The 15,795-nt window shown below is 68.6% G+C and carries 11 protein-coding genes; 7 read left to right on the top strand and 4 right to left on the bottom strand.

From position 1 onward, the window contains the following. The first annotated feature begins 616 nt into the window (after positions 1 to 616). Positions 617 to 1,507, top strand: coding sequence for a hypothetical protein (locus tag U0R18_RS15305; protein ID WP_526369844.1), 891 nt, complete (start codon positions 617 to 619; stop codon positions 1,505 to 1,507). A gap of 4 nt (positions 1,508 to 1,511) precedes the next feature. Here U0R18_RS15305 and U0R18_RS15300 read toward each other — a convergent pair whose 3' ends face one another. The 3 genes from U0R18_RS15300 to kstD form a co-directional block, all read right to left on the bottom strand. Next, entirely contained in the window at positions 1,512 to 2,441 is a 930-nt protein-coding gene (locus tag U0R18_RS15300; protein WP_526369842.1) for a DUF1942 domain-containing protein, read from the bottom strand. A 104-nt stretch (positions 2,442 to 2,545) separates the two neighbouring features. Continuing rightward, positions 2,546 to 3,406, bottom strand: coding sequence for an enoyl-CoA hydratase ChsH3 (gene chsH3, locus U0R18_RS15295; protein WP_526369840.1), 861 nt, complete (start codon positions 3,404 to 3,406; stop codon positions 2,546 to 2,548). Positions 3,407 to 3,410: 4 nt separating this feature from the next. Beyond that, the gene (gene kstD / locus U0R18_RS15290; protein ID WP_526369838.1) at positions 3,411 to 5,093 is read right to left on the bottom strand and encodes a 3-oxosteroid 1-dehydrogenase; all 1,683 of its coding nucleotides are present in this window, start codon (positions 5,091 to 5,093) and stop codon (positions 3,411 to 3,413) included. Positions 5,094 to 5,165: 72 nt separating this feature from the next. Here kstD and U0R18_RS15285 point away from each other — a divergent pair, with 72 nt between their 5' ends. From U0R18_RS15285 to U0R18_RS15260, 6 genes are all read left to right on the top strand, one after another. Continuing rightward, positions 5,166 to 5,951 (top strand): 2-keto-4-pentenoate hydratase, encoded by a 786-nt coding sequence (locus U0R18_RS15285; protein WP_526369836.1) that lies wholly within the window; start codon positions 5,166 to 5,168, stop codon positions 5,949 to 5,951. Positions 5,952 to 5,978: 27 nt separating this feature from the next. Then, positions 5,979 to 6,896: an acetaldehyde dehydrogenase (acetylating) gene (locus tag U0R18_RS15280; RefSeq protein WP_526369834.1), complete on the top strand. Its 918-nt coding sequence runs from the start codon at positions 5,979 to 5,981 to the stop codon at positions 6,894 to 6,896. 66 nt (positions 6,897 to 6,962) lie between these two features. Further along, entirely contained in the window at positions 6,963 to 8,027 is a 1,065-nt protein-coding gene (gene dmpG / locus U0R18_RS15275) for a 4-hydroxy-2-oxovalerate aldolase (protein WP_526369832.1), read from the top strand. Between the two features lie 150 nt (positions 8,028 to 8,177). Then, positions 8,178 to 8,603, top strand: a complete 426-nt coding sequence (locus U0R18_RS15270; protein WP_291016607.1) for a hemophore-related protein — start codon at positions 8,178 to 8,180, stop codon at positions 8,601 to 8,603. Positions 8,604 to 8,788: 185 nt separating this feature from the next. Further along, positions 8,789 to 9,331, top strand: coding sequence for a hemophore-related protein (locus U0R18_RS15265; protein WP_526369829.1), 543 nt, complete (start codon positions 8,789 to 8,791; stop codon positions 9,329 to 9,331). Positions 9,332 to 9,414: 83 nt separating this feature from the next. Next, positions 9,415 to 11,976, top strand: coding sequence for a helix-turn-helix transcriptional regulator (locus U0R18_RS15260; RefSeq protein WP_526370406.1), 2,562 nt, complete (start codon positions 9,415 to 9,417; stop codon positions 11,974 to 11,976). A gap of 5 nt (positions 11,977 to 11,981) precedes the next feature. Here U0R18_RS15260 and U0R18_RS15255 read toward each other — a convergent pair whose 3' ends face one another. Further along, a complete protein-coding gene (locus tag U0R18_RS15255) occupies positions 11,982 to 15,782 on the bottom strand; it encodes a cadherin-like domain-containing protein (RefSeq protein ID WP_526369827.1) in 3,801 nt (1,266 codons plus the stop codon). Between the last annotated feature and the right edge of the window lie 13 nt (positions 15,783 to 15,795).

The raw sequence follows: 15,795 nt of genomic DNA, 5'->3' as shown, positions 1-15,795 counted from the left end.
CGGGCGCATCGCGCGGGTCGTCCGCCGGCCACCGGGCCGGCATCGGCCCGCCATCTCGCCCCGGCGGGCCGGGCCGGGCCGGGTCACCGCCGCAGCGGATCGGTGCCGCGACCCGCTCTCGCGGTTGATCGCTCGGGCTTGGACAATGTCGTAAGACCTTCTGCGCCAAGGTAATTCACTTGAATTCGGCAACCGGTGGCGCGGTACGCGGTACCGTCCCCGAGCCCGGATCGCGGCGTCGGGGCGCCGGTCGGCGGTGTGATGAACGGTCGACCCCGGCCGCGGGCGGGTCGGCGGAAACCGACATCACCTGTGCCGCAGGGGTCCTCGGCAATGCGGGTGTTCCACCGAGCCCGGACGGCCACCTGCCGATCCGGACAGCAAACGCCGGATCGGAGCACTGCCCATGGGATGATCGGTCGGCGAAAAATTTGGCCAGCGGCGTCGACGGCGGTGTGACAACCGGCGCCGCGCGGCCCGGATCGAGTACGGACCGTACTCGAACCCGGGGCGCGGCGGCGCAAACTAGGCTGCTTGCCAGAGTCCGGGCGCTGTCCGAGCCGAACCAGAATCAGGAGTCGTCCAGTTCGATGGGGAGTAACGCGGTGATTCGGAAATGACGGTTCCCGACAACCCCGATCCGGGGGCACCGGAGGATTTCGACGACGAGCGGGCCGACACCGACCCCATGATGAATTCGGCCAATCCCTACGGTGCCGGCTGGGGTGCGGGCTGGGGTGCCAGCTGGGCCGACGCGCCGGAGCCCAATGCCACCGCGCCCGATCCCCCGCCCGCCGAGCGGACGCCAGCGCCGACGCTCGGTGAGGTCGAACTTCCCTCGGCGACAGCATCTTTCGCGTTCCCCACCCAGCCCGCTCGCAGTACCGGGTCGGTTTCCGGACGGCAGATCGCGCTGGTGGTCGGTGGACTCGCGGCGCTGGCAGCGATTATCGGACTGGTTTTCTGGTCGATCAATCGCTCACCGTCGGCCACCGAGGCCACGGACGCCGGTGACAGCGGCCAGGTGAACAGCCCCGCCGCATCGACCACCGCCGACACGACCACCAGGGCGGCCCGGGACGCCGGTGCGGAAGCGAGCCTGGTCCGGATGCTGCCGCCCGGCTATCCGCCGGCAGCCTGCCGGCCGGTGGATCCGCAACAGGGGGCCGTCGCCACGGTGACCTGCGACGGAAACGTCGACCCGGGCGGCCCGCCGTCGGCCACCTACCTTCTCCTGCGTGATCGGCCGGCCCTCGATGCCGCGTTTGTGGCCGCTGTGCGCCCCGACGCCGTGGTGACGTGCCCGGGGAACATCCAATCGCCGGGCCCGTGGCGGCGGAACGCGACACCGCAGAAGGTCAGCGGGACCCTGGTGTGCGGAGTGCAGGACGGTGTGCCGACGCTCGCGTGGACCGACACCGAGCGGATGCTGGTCGGCGTGGTCCGGTCGGATTCACCCGGACCCACGCTCGACCAGCTCTACCAGTGGTGGTCCAGCCACTCCTGATCGGTCAGGATGCGGGCGTACCGGAGCTGCCCATTCCGTGCGGGACGCCGACGACCGTGGTGGTGGGCACCGACTGCACGGCGGGGGTGCCGGTGCTGCCCTCGACGGGCGCCGGGGTCCCAGCGCTGCCGGCGGCCGGCGCCGGCGCGACCGCCGGAGTGCCCTCGCTCGCCGGGGTACCGGAGCTGCCCGCGGCAGCGGGCGCCGGGGTGGCCGGGGTTCCCGCGCTGCCGGCCGGGGCCGGGGTGCCCTCGGTTGCCGGAGTGCCCTCGGTGATCGGGGTGCCCGAGCTCCCTGCGGCTGCCGGGGCCGCCGTGGTGCCCTCGGCGATAGGGGTGCCGGAGCTACCCGTGGCCGCCGGGGCTGCCGTGCCGGGCGTGGTTGCCGCCGGGGCGCTCTGCGCGGGTGCGGTCCAACTGCTGCCCGAGCCGCCGGTGGCGACGGGAGCCGGGGGCGCGGGCTTCCAGACCAGCAGATCGTGTCCGCCCGCGTTGTAGACGACCGTGTCCGGCGCAGCGCCGGTGACGTCGAAGTAGACCTTGCCCGAGGTCGAATCGCCCTGGGCGAGCGCTCCGGGGTTGACACCCTGCGGGGTGGCGACGCCGAAGAGCACCCGGTAGTTCTGGCCGTCGGCGGCCCGGGCGTTCAGGTTGGAGACGATCGGCTGGACGGATCCCTCGATGGCTTGGTTGGTGGCGGTCGCCTCCCACAGCGTTCCCTGCGGCGTGTAGGGAATGACGTCGGTGCTGGGTTTCAGTCCCGCGATGGTCCAGCCCTGGACGACGGCTCCGTCGGTCAGCCTGGCCTGCTGCCCGATGGTGGCCGTGGTGACGGCGCCCTCGTCGTCGGCAAGGGCCGCCGGTGCGGCCGCGAGACCGATGGCGGCTGCCGCGGAGGCGGCGATCAGCGCGGTCTTGATGCTGGTGGTGTTCACAGTGACTGCTCCCCTGAGTCCGGCCGCTCGCGGACACGGGCGGCTTACGTAACGCAACTGAAACTAGCAGTCGCGCTCGTTCCTATTGCCGAGCCGGGGGCGGACTAAACCGAGCGGAATTCGACATCGCCGAGGGCGACGGCGTTGTCCCGTGCGGGAACCGTGACATTTCCGACGTAACCGTCGTCGCCCTTCCAGGCCGTCACCCGCAGCGTCTCGCCGGGGAATACCACGCCGGCCATCCGCGCGCCGTAGGACCCCAACGCGGCGGCATCGCCGTCGAGCAGCGTGTCGACGAGTGCCTTGCACGTCATCCCATAGGTGCATAGGCCGTGCAGGATGGGCCGGGGAAAACCTGCGGCAGAAGCGAATTCGGGGTCGGAGTGCAACGGGTTGCGGTCGCCGCACAGCCGGTACAGCAGGGCCTGCTGCGGCAGCGTCGGCACGTCGATCTCCAGGTCTGGTTCCCGGTCGGGAATGGCGACGCCGGCCGACGGGCCGCGGTCGCCGCCGAAGCCGCCCTCGCCGCGCGCGAAGATGGACCGCTTCTGCTTCCACAGGACCTGGCCGGCCGGATCGGTGACGGTGGTCTCCGACCAGATGACCGCCGCCTTGCCCTTGTCCCAGATCTCGGTGAATCGGGTGACGGCGGTGCCGGTGCCCGCCGCCGGAATGGGCCCGGGAGCGCTGATCGCCTCGCTCGCGTGCAGCACCCGCGACAGCTCGATGTCGATGCCGGGGAACTTCACCGCCGGCGGTTCGGTCATGTGGAATGTCTGGGCCACGTTGCCGAACGTCGGCAGCACCTGCGGGGTGTTGTCGGTCAGGTAGCGCAACTCGCGCGGGTCCATCGGGTCATGGCCGGCGCCCAGTCCGAGGTGGTAGAGCTGCACGTCGGAGCTGGTCCAGCTGAACTCGACGGGGGCGAGTTCAGCGCCGATGGCCTCGTCGAGATTGATCGGCACGTGTTCAGGCCTTTCCGGCGATATGCAGTGCGGCGAGGTAACCGAACGTCATCGCGGGTCCGATGGTGCCGCCCGGCCCGGGATAGGTGTGGCCCATCACCGGCGCGCTCACGTTGCCGGCGGCGTACAGGCCCTCGATCACCGAACCGTCGTCGCGCAGCGCGCGGCCGTGCACATCGGTGACGATGCCGCCCTTGGTGCCCAGATCGCCGGGGACCAGCTTGGCCGCGTAGTACGGCGGATGGCTGATCTCACCGAGGTTCGGGTTCGGCTTGTTGGTCGGATCGCCGTAGTAGCGGTCGTAGGCGCTCTCGCCGCGGTGGAAGTCCTCGTCGACCCCGCTGCGGGCGAAGCCGTTGAACCGGTCGACGGTCGCGCGCAGCGCGTCGGCGGGCAACGAGGTCAGCTCGGCCAACTCATCCAGGGTGTCGGCCTTGACGATGACACCCGACTCCATCCACTTCGTGGGGATCCGCTGACCCGGCTGCAGGCCGGCGAAGATGTACCGGTCCCGGTACTGCTGATCGAACACCAGCCACGACGGGATGTTCTCGCCGGGGCCGGCGCCGTGGCCGTACTGACCGCCGTACATGTTGTGACCCGCCTCCACGTAAGGCATCGATTCGTTCATGAACCGCTTGCCCGACATGTTCACCATGATCGCGCCGGGTGAATTGCGTTCCGACAGGGCGATCCACGGCGCTCCCACCAGCGGCACCGTCGGGATCCACCAGGCGTCCTCCATCAACCCCAGTGCGGCGCCGAGCTTTTCGGCGGCCAGAATGCCCTCTCCGGTGTTGGCCGTCGCGCCCACGGTCCACTCTGCGTTGATCGGCGCGCGCTGATACTTGACCCGCATCTGCTCGTTGCGCTCGAAACCGCCCGAGCCGAGGATCACACCCCTGCGGGCCCGGATCAGTTGGGGCTCAGTGCTTTCGGAGTCTCCCGCACCCTTTGCGTAGATGCCACGCACCACGCCGTCCTCGACGTACAGGTCGGTCATCGCGGTGTTGAGCTGGACGGGGACGCCGGCCTCCTGGAGGCCGACGCGCAGTGGGGCGATCAGCGCCCGGCCCATGCCGACCAGATTCTTGCCGGTGGCCTGCGCCCACATGGTCCGCGCGCCCACCTTGAGGCTGCGCAGCACGCCGCGCGGGTGCCGCTTGAGCTGATTGAGGCGGACGTAATCCTGCTGCATCACAACCACATTGAGCGGAACCTTGCCGTACGGCGGTTCCAGACCGGCCAGGTCGCTGCCCAGCTTCTTGGCGTCGAAGGGCTTCGGTTCCACCGAACGTCCGCCGGCCCGACCGCCGGGGCTCTCCGGGTAGTAGTCGGAGTAGTTGGGCACCCAGCACAGCTTCAGCGGCGAATTCGCGAGGACGAACGACAGCATCTCGGGCCCGCGCTGCAGGTAGGTGTCGATGCGCTCGGCGGGCACCACGTCGCCGATGATCGAGTGCAGGTAGGTGCGGGCGGCCTCGGGGGTGTCGCTCACCCCGTCGCGCTCCAGAATCTCGTTGTTCGGGATCCACACGCCTCCGCCGGACCGCGCGGTGGAACCGCCGTAGTGCGGTGCCTTCTCGACGACTACTGTGGAGAGGCCCTGGTGAGCGGCGGTCAGCGCGGCCACCATGCCGGCGCCGCCGCTACCGACCACGACGACGTCGTACTCCTGAACGGTCATGTAGAACACGTTATAGAATTGCCCCGGTGCTGGACAACTGCGCCGGTCAAAGAAGTGAGGGGACTTCACGGAATGTTGGACGATGCGATCCGCGCCGAACTCGCGGCCGACCTGGCCGAGGCCGAGCGCAGCCGGGTGCCGATCGACCCCCTGACCGACGGCAATCCCGGGATCGACGTCGTGGACGCGTATGAGATCCAGTTGCTCAACATCCGGCAGCGGGTGGCCGAGGGCGCCCGGGTGGTGGGGCACAAGGTCGGTCTCTCCAGCGAGGCCATGCAGAAGATGATGAATGTCGACGAGCCCGACTACGGGCATCTGCTGGCCGACATGGAGGTCTTCCAGGATGTGCCCGTCAAGACGTCCGACTACCTCTATCCGCGGGTCGAGGTCGAGGTCGCGTTCATCCTCGCCGAGGACCTGCCCGGGGCGGGCTGCACCGAGGACGACGTGCTGGCCGCCACGGCCGCGTTCGCGCCGTCGATCGAACTCATCGACACCCGGATCAAGAACTGGCAGATCAAACTGTGTGACACCATCGCCGACAACGCCTCGTCGGCTGGGTGGATCCTGGGCCCGGAGCGGGTGTCCCCGAAGGATATTGACATCCGCGCCATCGACGCCGTGCTGAAGTGCAACGGCGAGACGGTGGCCGAGGGCCGCAGCGATGCGGTGCTGGGGAACCCGGTGACGGCCGTCGCCTGGCTGGCCCGCAAGGTGGACGGTTTCGGGGTGCGACTCAAGGCCGGCGACGTCGTGTTGCCGGGCGCCTGCATGCGCGCGATAGATGCACGCCCGGGGGACAGTTTCCTTGCGGAGTTCACTGGATTAGGTTCAGTCCGACTGTCTTTCGAATAGTCACGCCTTGGAGTAGGAGCACGACACATGCCAGAGAAAGCGTCCGTCGCGATCGTCGGGTCGGGGAACATCAGTACCGACCTGTTGTACAAACTGCTGCGGTCGGACTGGCTCGAGCCGCGCTGGATGATCGGCATCGATCCGGAGTCCGAGGGCCTGGCGCGCGCCCGCAAGCTCGGGTTGGAGACCAGCCACGAGGGTGTGGACTGGCTGCTGGCGCAGTCGGAGAAGCCGGACCTGGTCTTCGAGGCCACCAGCGCCTACGTGCACAAGGCCGCCGCGCCGCGGTACGAGGAAGCCGGAATCCGCGCCATCGACCTCACCCCGGCCGCCGTCGGTCCGGGCGTCATCCCGCCGGCCAACCTGCGCGCGCACTTGGATGCGCCCAACGTCAACATGGTCACCTGCGGCGGCCAGGCCACGATCCCGATGGTCTATGCCGTGTCCCGCGTGGTGGACGTGCCCTACGCCGAGATCGTGGCGTCGGTCTCGTCGGCCTCGGCAGGGCCGGGAACCCGGGCCAACATCGATGAGTTCACCAAGACCACCAGCGCCGGCGTCGAGGTCATCGGTGGCGCGAAGCGGGGCAAGGCGATCATCATCCTCAATCCCGCCGACCCGCCAATGATCATGCGCGACACGATCTTCTGCGCCATCCCCGAGGACGCCGATCGCGACGCGATCACCCAGTCCATCAAGGATGTGGTGGCCGAGGTGCAGACGTATGTGCCCGGTTACCGGTTGCTCAACGAACCGCAGTTCGACGAGCCGTCGGTGGTCAACGGCGGCAACTTCGTCGTCACCACGTTCGTCGAGGTCGAGGGTGCGGGTGACTACCTGCCGCCGTATGCGGGAAACCTGGACATCATGACCGCAGCCGCCACCAAGGTCGGCGAAGAAATCGCGAAGGAACGGGCCTCCGCAGGAACGGGAGCGCAAGCATGAGTCGCGCCAACTGGGATGCCGGGCGAAGCCGAGCGACGGGCACGAGCGATGAGGAGGAGTGGCGCCATGAGCACTGAAGTTTGGTTCGACGCGAGCTGGGACGTCCGGATGACGGACACCTCCCTGCGCGACGGCAGCCACCACAAGCGCCATCAGTTCACCAAGGACGAGGTCGGTGCGATCGTCGCCGCCCTCGATAGCGCGGGCGTCCCGGTCATCGAAGTGACCCACGGTGACGGGCTGGGCGGCTCGAGCTTCAACTACGGGTTCTCCAAGACTCCCGAGCAGGAGCTGATCAAGCTCGCGGCAGAGACGGCCAAGGAAGCCAAGATCGCCTTCCTCATGCTGCCCGGTGTGGGCACCAAGGAAGACATCAAGGAGGCCCAGGGCAACGGCGGGTCGATCTGTCGCATCGCCACCCACTGCACCGAGGCCGACGTGTCGATCCAGCACTTCGGGCTGGCCCGCGAGCTGGGCCTGGAGACCGTCGGGTTCCTGATGATGAGCCACACCATCTCGCCGGAGAAACTGGCCGCCCAAGCCCGGATCATGGCTGATGCCGGCTGCCAGTGCGTCTACGTGGTGGATTCGGCCGGCGCCCTGGTGCTCGAAGGCGTGGCCGACCGGGTGGCCGCGCTGGTCGCCGAACTCGGTGACGACGCGCAGGTTGGTTTTCATGGGCACGAGAATCTCGGCCTGGGCGTGGCCAACTCGGTCGAAGCCGTCCGCGCGGGTGCCAAGCAGATCGACGGGTCCTGCCGCCGGTTCGGCGCCGGGGCCGGCAACGCGCCGGTCGAGGCGCTGGTCGGGGTGTTCGACAAGATCGGCGTCAAGACCGGTATCGACTTCTTCGAGATCGCCGACGCCGCCGAGGAGGTTGTCGCGCCCGCCATGCCGGCAGAGTGCCTGCTGGACCGCAACGCACTGGTGATGGGCTACGCCGGGGTGTACTCCAGCTTCCTCAAACACGCGGTACGCCAGGGCGAACGCTACGGCGTGCCCGCCCATGAGCTGTTGCTGCGCGTCGGCCAGCGCAAACTGATCGGCGGCCAGGAGGACCAGCTCATCGACATCGCCCTCGAGATCAAGCGCGAGCAGGCCGGTAACCAGGCTGGCGCCGCCGCCGGCTGATTTTTTCTCGACCACCCGGTTTCCTCGGCGTGTCCTGCGCGGATACCGCCCGCGACACGCCGGTGCGGTCACCGGCGGTGTTTAGGGCAGGTGCGGTTCGGGTTAGGCCTTTGGGCGCGATCAACATCGCAGACCGAAGGAGAAATTCGAATGGTTTCGACCAATACCCGCATGACCGCCGTTCGTCGCGGCCTGTACAGCATCGGGGCCGGCGGCCTGCTCGCAACCGCGGCCGCGGGAGCTTCCCTGGCCATCCTCGCGCCCACCGCCAACGCGGCGCCCGCGCCGGCGACGCCGGATCAGTGCTCTGTCAGCGGCATCGCCACCACCAACAGCTCGGTGTCGGCGTCGATGGGGTCCTACCTGCAGGAGCACCCGGAGACCGACAAGGCGCTCACGGACATCTCGAAGCAGTCCCCGGACCAGGCCCCGCAGGCCTACCGGGTGTACTTCACCGAGAACCCGCAGGTCGCCAAGGATCTGAAGCAGATCCAGCAGCCCGTCTCGGCGCTGTCGGAGTCGTGCCACACCCAGGTGGGCACTGACGTGATCACCGACGCGCTCGGCGCGGTCTGACCTCGCATGGCGTTCGGCCCTCCCCTCGCGGGAGGGCCGAACGTGCGGTTTCGTCGACAACACTCCGGCCGGGCCGTGCTTTCCGTACGCCGGCGCCGAATCGTGTGCTCATCCGCCTCATCCGTAACGCGCGGCGTCGCCGACGCGAAGTCACTACCAAGTTGCCCCCGAACCAGGAGTAATCCATGAATCGCGACAAGACGGTGCGTGGCGCCGCATTGACCCTGCTGGCCGCCGGTGCGGCCTGCTCCGCGCTGGCCCTTCCGCTGGCCCAGGCCGAGCCGACCGCGCCCGAACCCGCCGCGCCGGTGGAGCCGGCCACGCCGTCCACCCCCGCCCCCGCACCCGGCGCCGACGCCCCGGACGCGACTCCGCTGGCCGATGCGCCGGAGCCTACCGCGCCCGCGGAACCGAGTGAATCCCCGGCCGCCGTACCGGCCGCCTCCGCCGACGGCTGCACCGCAGCCGGGCTGTCGAGCACCATCAACTCGGTCACCGGCGCGCTGTCGAAGTACTTCGAGAAGAACCCCGACGTGAACGCCGCACTCCTCGACGCCACCCGCCAACCGGCATTCGTTGCCGTCGGCCAGATGGACAGCTACTTCGCCGACCATCCGCAGCAGGCCGACGAGGTCCGTGCCATCAAGGCCCCGCTGAACGATTTCCAGAACCGGTGCGGACTGCAGGTCTCACCCGCGGAGGCACTGGTCGCGCTGTCCGACCTCTGAGCGAGTCACCCGGGTAGCCCCGGTCCAGGGCATACGCTCTGTGGGTGCACGCCACGTGGCCGCTGACCGGTCGCGCGTCGGCGATGGGGGACATCGACGCCGCGCTGTCGGATCCGGACGTCTCGGGGGTCGCCGTCTGGGGGTCCGCCGGCGCCGGCAAGAGCCGCATCGCCCGTGAGGCGATGCAGCGCGCGGCGGCACGCGGATCGGACACCCGGTGGGTGGTCGGGACGTCCGCGGGACGGTCGATTCCGCTGGGCGCGTTCACCGCGTGGACCCAGCCCGGTGTCACCGACACGGTCCAGCTGGTGCGCCGGGTGATCGAGTCCCTGACGGCGGCGGGACCGGCCACCGTGATCGTGGTCGATGACGCGCATCGATTGGACGACCTGTCGGCCTTCGTGGTGAATCAGATCGTCCAGCGGCGTACCGCACAGGTGATCCTCACCCTCCCCGACGGCGAACCGATTCCCCCTGCGGTGCAAGAGATCACGGAGGCCGGCCGGTTCACGCGAGTGGACCTGCCAACGCTCTCGCCCGCAGAGACCGAGATGCTTCTGTCGGCGGCGCTGGACTCGGCGATCGATCCGGATGCGGCGCAACGATTGTGGAATCTGACCCACGGCAACGTTCTGTACCTGCGCAACATCGTCGAACAGGAGATCAGCGACGGCCGTCTGGTTCGTCAGCGGGGATTCGTCCGGTGGCTCGGGGATCCCGTTCTACCGCGGGGACTGGTCGCGTTGATCGAGTCGCGGATGGGCGGGCTGCCGGATCCCGTGAGTGACGTGGTCGACACGCTCGCGGTCGGCGAGCCGATCGACCTCGCCGCATTGCAGCGCATCACCGACCCGGCCGCGATCGAGGAGGCCGACACCCGCGGATTGATCGTGCTCGACTCCCTGGCCGGGGGCGTGCAGGTGCGGTTGGCCCATCCACTGTTCGGACAGATCCGCCGCAAACGCGCACCCGCGACCAAGCTGCGTCGGCTGCGCGGGCTCGTCGCCGCCGAACTGGCCGGGTCCGACGACATCCGGATCGTGGTACGGCGGGCGACCCTCACGCTCGAGGCCGACGACGCGCCGGACGCGGATCTCCTGCTGCGGGCCGCACACGGAGCGGTGTGGCTGGCGGACCTGCCGCTGGCCAACCGGCTGGCCGAGGCGGCGACCCGGGCCGGAGCGGGACCCGAGCCGAACTTCGTTCGCGCGCACGCCCTTTCCTGGCTGGGCCGTGGTGAGGAAGCGGAGTCCGTGCTCGCGGGAATCCCCACCGATGGGCTGACCGACGGCGAGTGTGCCCGGCTGGCGTTCCTGCGCGCCAGCAATCTGCTCTGGGCGATCGGTGATCCCGCACGCGCAAAGGCCGTCATCGACGACGCGGCCAGGGTCGCACCCCCTGGCGCACGCACGTACATCGACGCCTTCTACACGGTGTACTGGTTCGCGACGGACCGGCCGGATCTCGCCGCCGAAGCTGCTGAACCCCTTGTCCTGCACGATCTTCCACCGGTTGTGGGTGCCGAGATCGGGTGGGTACTCACGGCCATCGCGGCGGACGCCGGCAGGACGAGCGTAGCCGTCGAGTATGCGAAGGCGGGGTACGACGCCGCCACCCGGTCCCTGGACGCGCCGCACATGCGGTTCAACATCGCCGACGCCCACGTCGGTGCGCTCCTGGTGGCCGGCTCGATCCCCGACGCACTCGAGGTGGCCGATTGGGTGCGCGGCCAGGCCGCCGACCTGCCGGGTGCTGCGCAATCGTTGGGCGCCGGAATTGCCGGCCGGGCCGCGCTCGGCGCCGGTCGCCTCGACGACGCGCGCGTGCTGTTGGAACGTGCGTCGACCGGACTGACGGCAGCCGGGTACGGCGCCGGCTGGGGTTTCCGTTACCGGGTCCCGAATGTGATGGCCCTGGCGATCAGCGATTCGACCGGCCCGGCCGTTGAAGCGCTCGCCGAACTCGACCGCGTTCGGCGGACGTTCCGTTCCCTGGATCACGAGCAGAGCCTGGCCAGGGCCTGGGTGTCGGCCGCCCAGGGGGCTGTCAGCGAAGCGATTGCCATCGTGCGTAGCGCTGCCGAAAGGGCTTCGAGCAAGGGGCAATTCGCGGTCGAGGTGATGTGTCTGCAGACTGCGGCCCAGTTCGGCGACCCGACGTGCGCGCCCCGGCTTCGTGAGCTGGAATCGGTCGTGGAGGGTCCTCGCGTCGGCCTGGCGGCGCGATTCGCCCGAGCGCTTCGGGACGGTGACGCTGCCGAGATGTCTTCCTTGTCAGAGGAATTCGAGAGCATGGGGGACGTGGTAGCGGCCACCGACGCTGCCGCTCATGCCGCGGTCCGTTACCGCGCTCAGGAACTGCGCGGATCGTCGTTGACGTGTTCGGCGCGGGCCAGTGCGCTGGCCGAACAGTGTGGTGGGTTGACCACTCCCGTGCTCTACCGAGCGGTGGAGTCATTGCCGTTCACCGACCGCGAGCGCGAGATCGTGAGCCTGCTCGCCGCGGGTCTGTCCAATCGTGAAGTGGCCGAGCGGCTGACGCTGTCCGTCCGCACCGTCGAGAGTCATATCTACCGGGCGATGAACAAGACCGGCACGGGTAGCCGCGAGGAACTGGTGAAGCTGTTGTCCGGCGGATCCACGTAGATTCCCTACGCCAGCCGAAATATCGACTGCAGGGTTTTGCCGCTGTAGTTCACCGGACCGTAGGTGTACAACAGCATCAGCTTGCCGTCGGCGGACATCACGGGGTAGTTGATCGGTCCGGGGATCAGTCCGATGGTGCTGCCGATCTGGGTTCCCGTGGTGGTGTCGATGGCTACCAGCTTGGTGGACATCGGCTCGCCGTAATCGTAGGAGACGAGGGCAACACGGTCCGTATCGGCGCTCGAAACGAGATCCAGTCCGCCCGTGGGCAGGATCACGTTGGTTGTCGTCACAATCTGGTTGAGCAGGGTGTCGACCCTGACCACTCGGACGACCCGGTTGGGTGAGGCCGGGTCCAGGACCGAGGTTACATAGATGGCGCTGCTGCCATCAACGCTGAGAGCCTTCTCGGTGACCGCGCCGGTGAAGGTCACGACGCTGCCGAGGGTGTTCTGCTGGCCGGTGAGGATGTCGGTCGCCCAGTGCTGCAGGGAGGTGGTCCCGGTCGCCGCATCGTAGGTGTTGGTGAAGGTCAGGATCGTGGTGGCGTCGGTGTTGAATCGGGTGGTGTCGGGGTCATTGCCGATGTTCAGCAGAGTGCTGATCCGCGCCCCGGTGGTCGTGTCGAGCACCAGCGCCTGGGTGTCCATGAGAATCAGGGCACGCACTCCGTTCGCGCTCATGATGACTGCATTCGCGGCTTCGGGAAGCGTGAGAACGGGACCGATCTGGGTGCCGGTACCGATGTCGATCACCGCCGCCCGGTAACTCATGCTGTACTGCGATTCGCCCTGCCAGTCGACGTTCGAGGTGGTGATCACGGCGCGGGTGTGATCGGGATTCTGGGTCAGCCGGCCCGGCGAGCCGGTGAGGCGGATGGTGGTGCCGGTCTGGGTGCCACTGGCGATATCGAGCACCGACAGATAGCCGATCGCCTTCTGGGCGGTCGGATCGTAACCCACGGTCGAGATCAGGACCTTCGTGCTGCGTGCGACGAATTGGGCAATGGCCTCACCGCCGCTGAGTGCAACCGTGGCGCCGACCTGTTTACCGGAGGCGGCGTCGATCGACAACACCTGGGCGGTGTTGGTCGCAGGAAGGTCGCCGAGGTTGCGGAGGACGAGAACCCTTGTGCCGTCGGCATTGAACTTTGCCCAACCGTTGCCGACGACCGCGATGGAGGTCCCGATCCGGGTCCCCGTGCGGGTGTCGATGATCGCTGCCGATTTCGAGGTGGTGACTGCGACCCGGTTCTCCGAGGCGTCGACATCCATCGACTCGGCGGTCCCGGAGAATATGACGGTGGCCCCGATCTGAGCACCCCTTTCGGTATCGATGACCGCCACGTCGAGCGACTGGTCGAGACCGGTTCCGGTACCGGTGGTGATCAGCGCCCGGGAGTCGTTGGCGATCAATCGAATTGTCGGAGTGGACGTACCAGCTCCCGGCACCGTGACGGTGCTGCCGATCTGGGCTCCCGTTGCGGTGTCGATGACCGTCACACCGAGTGATTGGTTGGCCGTGGTGCCGGTGGTGGTGGTGATCAGCGCGCGCGAGCCGCCGGAGATCAGTTGCAGGGTCGGGCCGCTGGCGCCGGAGTCGATTCGGGTGGTGCCGATCTGCGTGAGGGTGACAGTGTTCAGCACCATGATCGTGGCGGTGTAGCCGGTGGTGTTCGAATAGGTGGACGTCGAGACCACCAACCGGTCGCCGGTGGCGTTCAGCTGGACCGAGTGAACGTAGGCCCCTACCGTAGGCACGACACTGAGCTCACGACCTGTGGTGGTGTTGAGGATCGACACCTGCACGTTCCCGCTGACCTCCGTGACGATCACCGCGCGAGTGCCGTCGGCGTTGAATTCCGCGCTGCCCTTGCCGTTGAAATTGAGTGTGCTGCCGAGCTGCGCTCCGGTGGTGGTGTCGACCACCGCCACCCGGGTGATGGACTTCTGGGTCCAGAAATCGGTCTCGACCGTGGTCAGGAGTGCCCGGGAACTGTCGGCATTCAGCACGGGTCGCACATTCGCGGGGTACCCGTCGATTGTCGTTCCGCCGACGAGCGAGATGCCGGCGAGGGGCGGAGCAACTGCCAGGGTGAGTGGCGTCGTGGTGGTTCCGCCGAGACTGTCGGTGACCGTGACGGTGAAGGCGTCCGCCTTGGCGGTAGCAGATGCACCCGCTGCGCCGGCGGCGGTGCGTGCGGTGAATGTGGGTGTGTAGGTGAAGCTTCCGTCGGCGGTGAAGGTGATGACGCCTTTGGTGGGGGTGGCGGTGTAGGTCAGTGGGTCGGCGTCGGGGTCGGTGGCGGTCAGGGTGCCGGTGACGATTCCGGTGACGGGGTCGGGTTTGCCGATGGTGGGGTTGGGGGCGACGGTCGGTGCGGTGTTCTTCGGGCTGATGGTGACGGTGATGTTCTTGGTGGTGGTGCCGCCGTGGCCGTCGTTGACGGTGATGGTGAAGGTGTCGGTCTTGGCGGTGGCGGGGGCGTTGGTGGCTGCGGCGGCGTGGCGGGCGGCTGCGGTGGGGGTGTAGGTGAAGGCGCCGGTGGAGTTGTTGAGGGTGATGGTGCCCTTGGTGGTGCTGGTGGGTGCGGAGTAGGTGAGTTTGTCCCAGTCGGCGTCGTTGCCGCTGACGTTGCCGGCGATGGCTCCGGTGTTGGGGTCGGCCCAGCCGGTGGCGGCGTTGGCTGTGGGGGCGGTGTTCTGCGGGGAGATGGCGACCTTGACGGGTTGGCTGGTGGTTCCGCCGTGGCCGTCGGTGACGGTGACGGTGAAGGTGTCGGTCTTGTCGGCGGCGTTGTCGGTGGCGGCGGCGTGGCGGGCTGTTGCGGTGGGACCGTAGGTGAATGCTCCGGTGTTGGTGTCGATGCTGACCCAGCCCTTGGTGGCGCCGGTGGCGGTGTAGGTCAGTTGGTCCTTGTCGGTGTCGGTGGCGGTGACCTTGCCCGAGACCCAGCCGAAGAACGACGGGTTGGGGTCGCCGACCGTCGTCGCGGTGATCACCGGCGCCGAATTCACCGGAGCCACTGCGGCATTCGACGCGGCAAGAAGTTGGCCGGTGGTCTGCCCCGAACTGGTGGCGGCCACTTCGTTCTCGGTGTCACCCAACTGACGCCGGGCCGCGGCGGCCATCACCCAGGTCGCCGGCGAATCGGTGACTCCGCCCGTCCCGCCACCGAACAGGCTGTGGGACACCGCGGCCGCGACGGACTCCGACACAGTCGCTTGTTCGGTGGCCGCGGATGCGGCAGCCGGCGTGCCCGCCGGCGCGATCTCGGAGTTCGCGCCGACCGCGACAGCGGCGGCGACCACTTCGGTCTTCGCGCGGGCATCGGGGAGTGCGGCAGGTGTCCGGTCGGCGGAGCCGGTTTCGTCCGGTTGCTCCGCGCGTGCGACGGCCCGGGCCGGGTGCGTACCCGCAGCCTCGGCACTGTCGTCGTCCCGTGCCGGGCGCTCTGGTGCGGGCGAACCCTCGCTGTCGTCGCGATCGGCCCGGTCCTGGGATCCGCGGCGCTTCTTCGGCGGGGTCCGGTGCTCGTCGGCGGTGTGCGTCGTCGCGTCCGGGACCGTATCCGTCGAGGCGGATTGCTGGTCCGGATCCGGCGCACCGGGCGCAGCACTGTGCTCCGGTGATGAATCCGTTTCGCCGTCGGCGGGTGCCGAATCACGGGTCGGGGATGTCTTGGATGCGGTGTCAGCGGCGGTCTCGTCCGCCCACGCGGTGGGCCCGCACAACGAGAGCGCGACCCCGACGCCCAGCGCCGCAGCCAATCCGCCAACACGTCCGACATGATGCTTCGACCTCATGACATCCCCCTGT

Source organism: Mycobacterium sp., assembly GCF_046330795.1.
Classification (GTDB): Bacteria; Actinomycetota; Actinomycetes; order Mycobacteriales; family Mycobacteriaceae; genus Mycobacterium.
The sequence above is the reverse complement of the archived record's forward strand: the minus strand, read 5'-3'. Positions and strand labels throughout refer to the sequence as shown.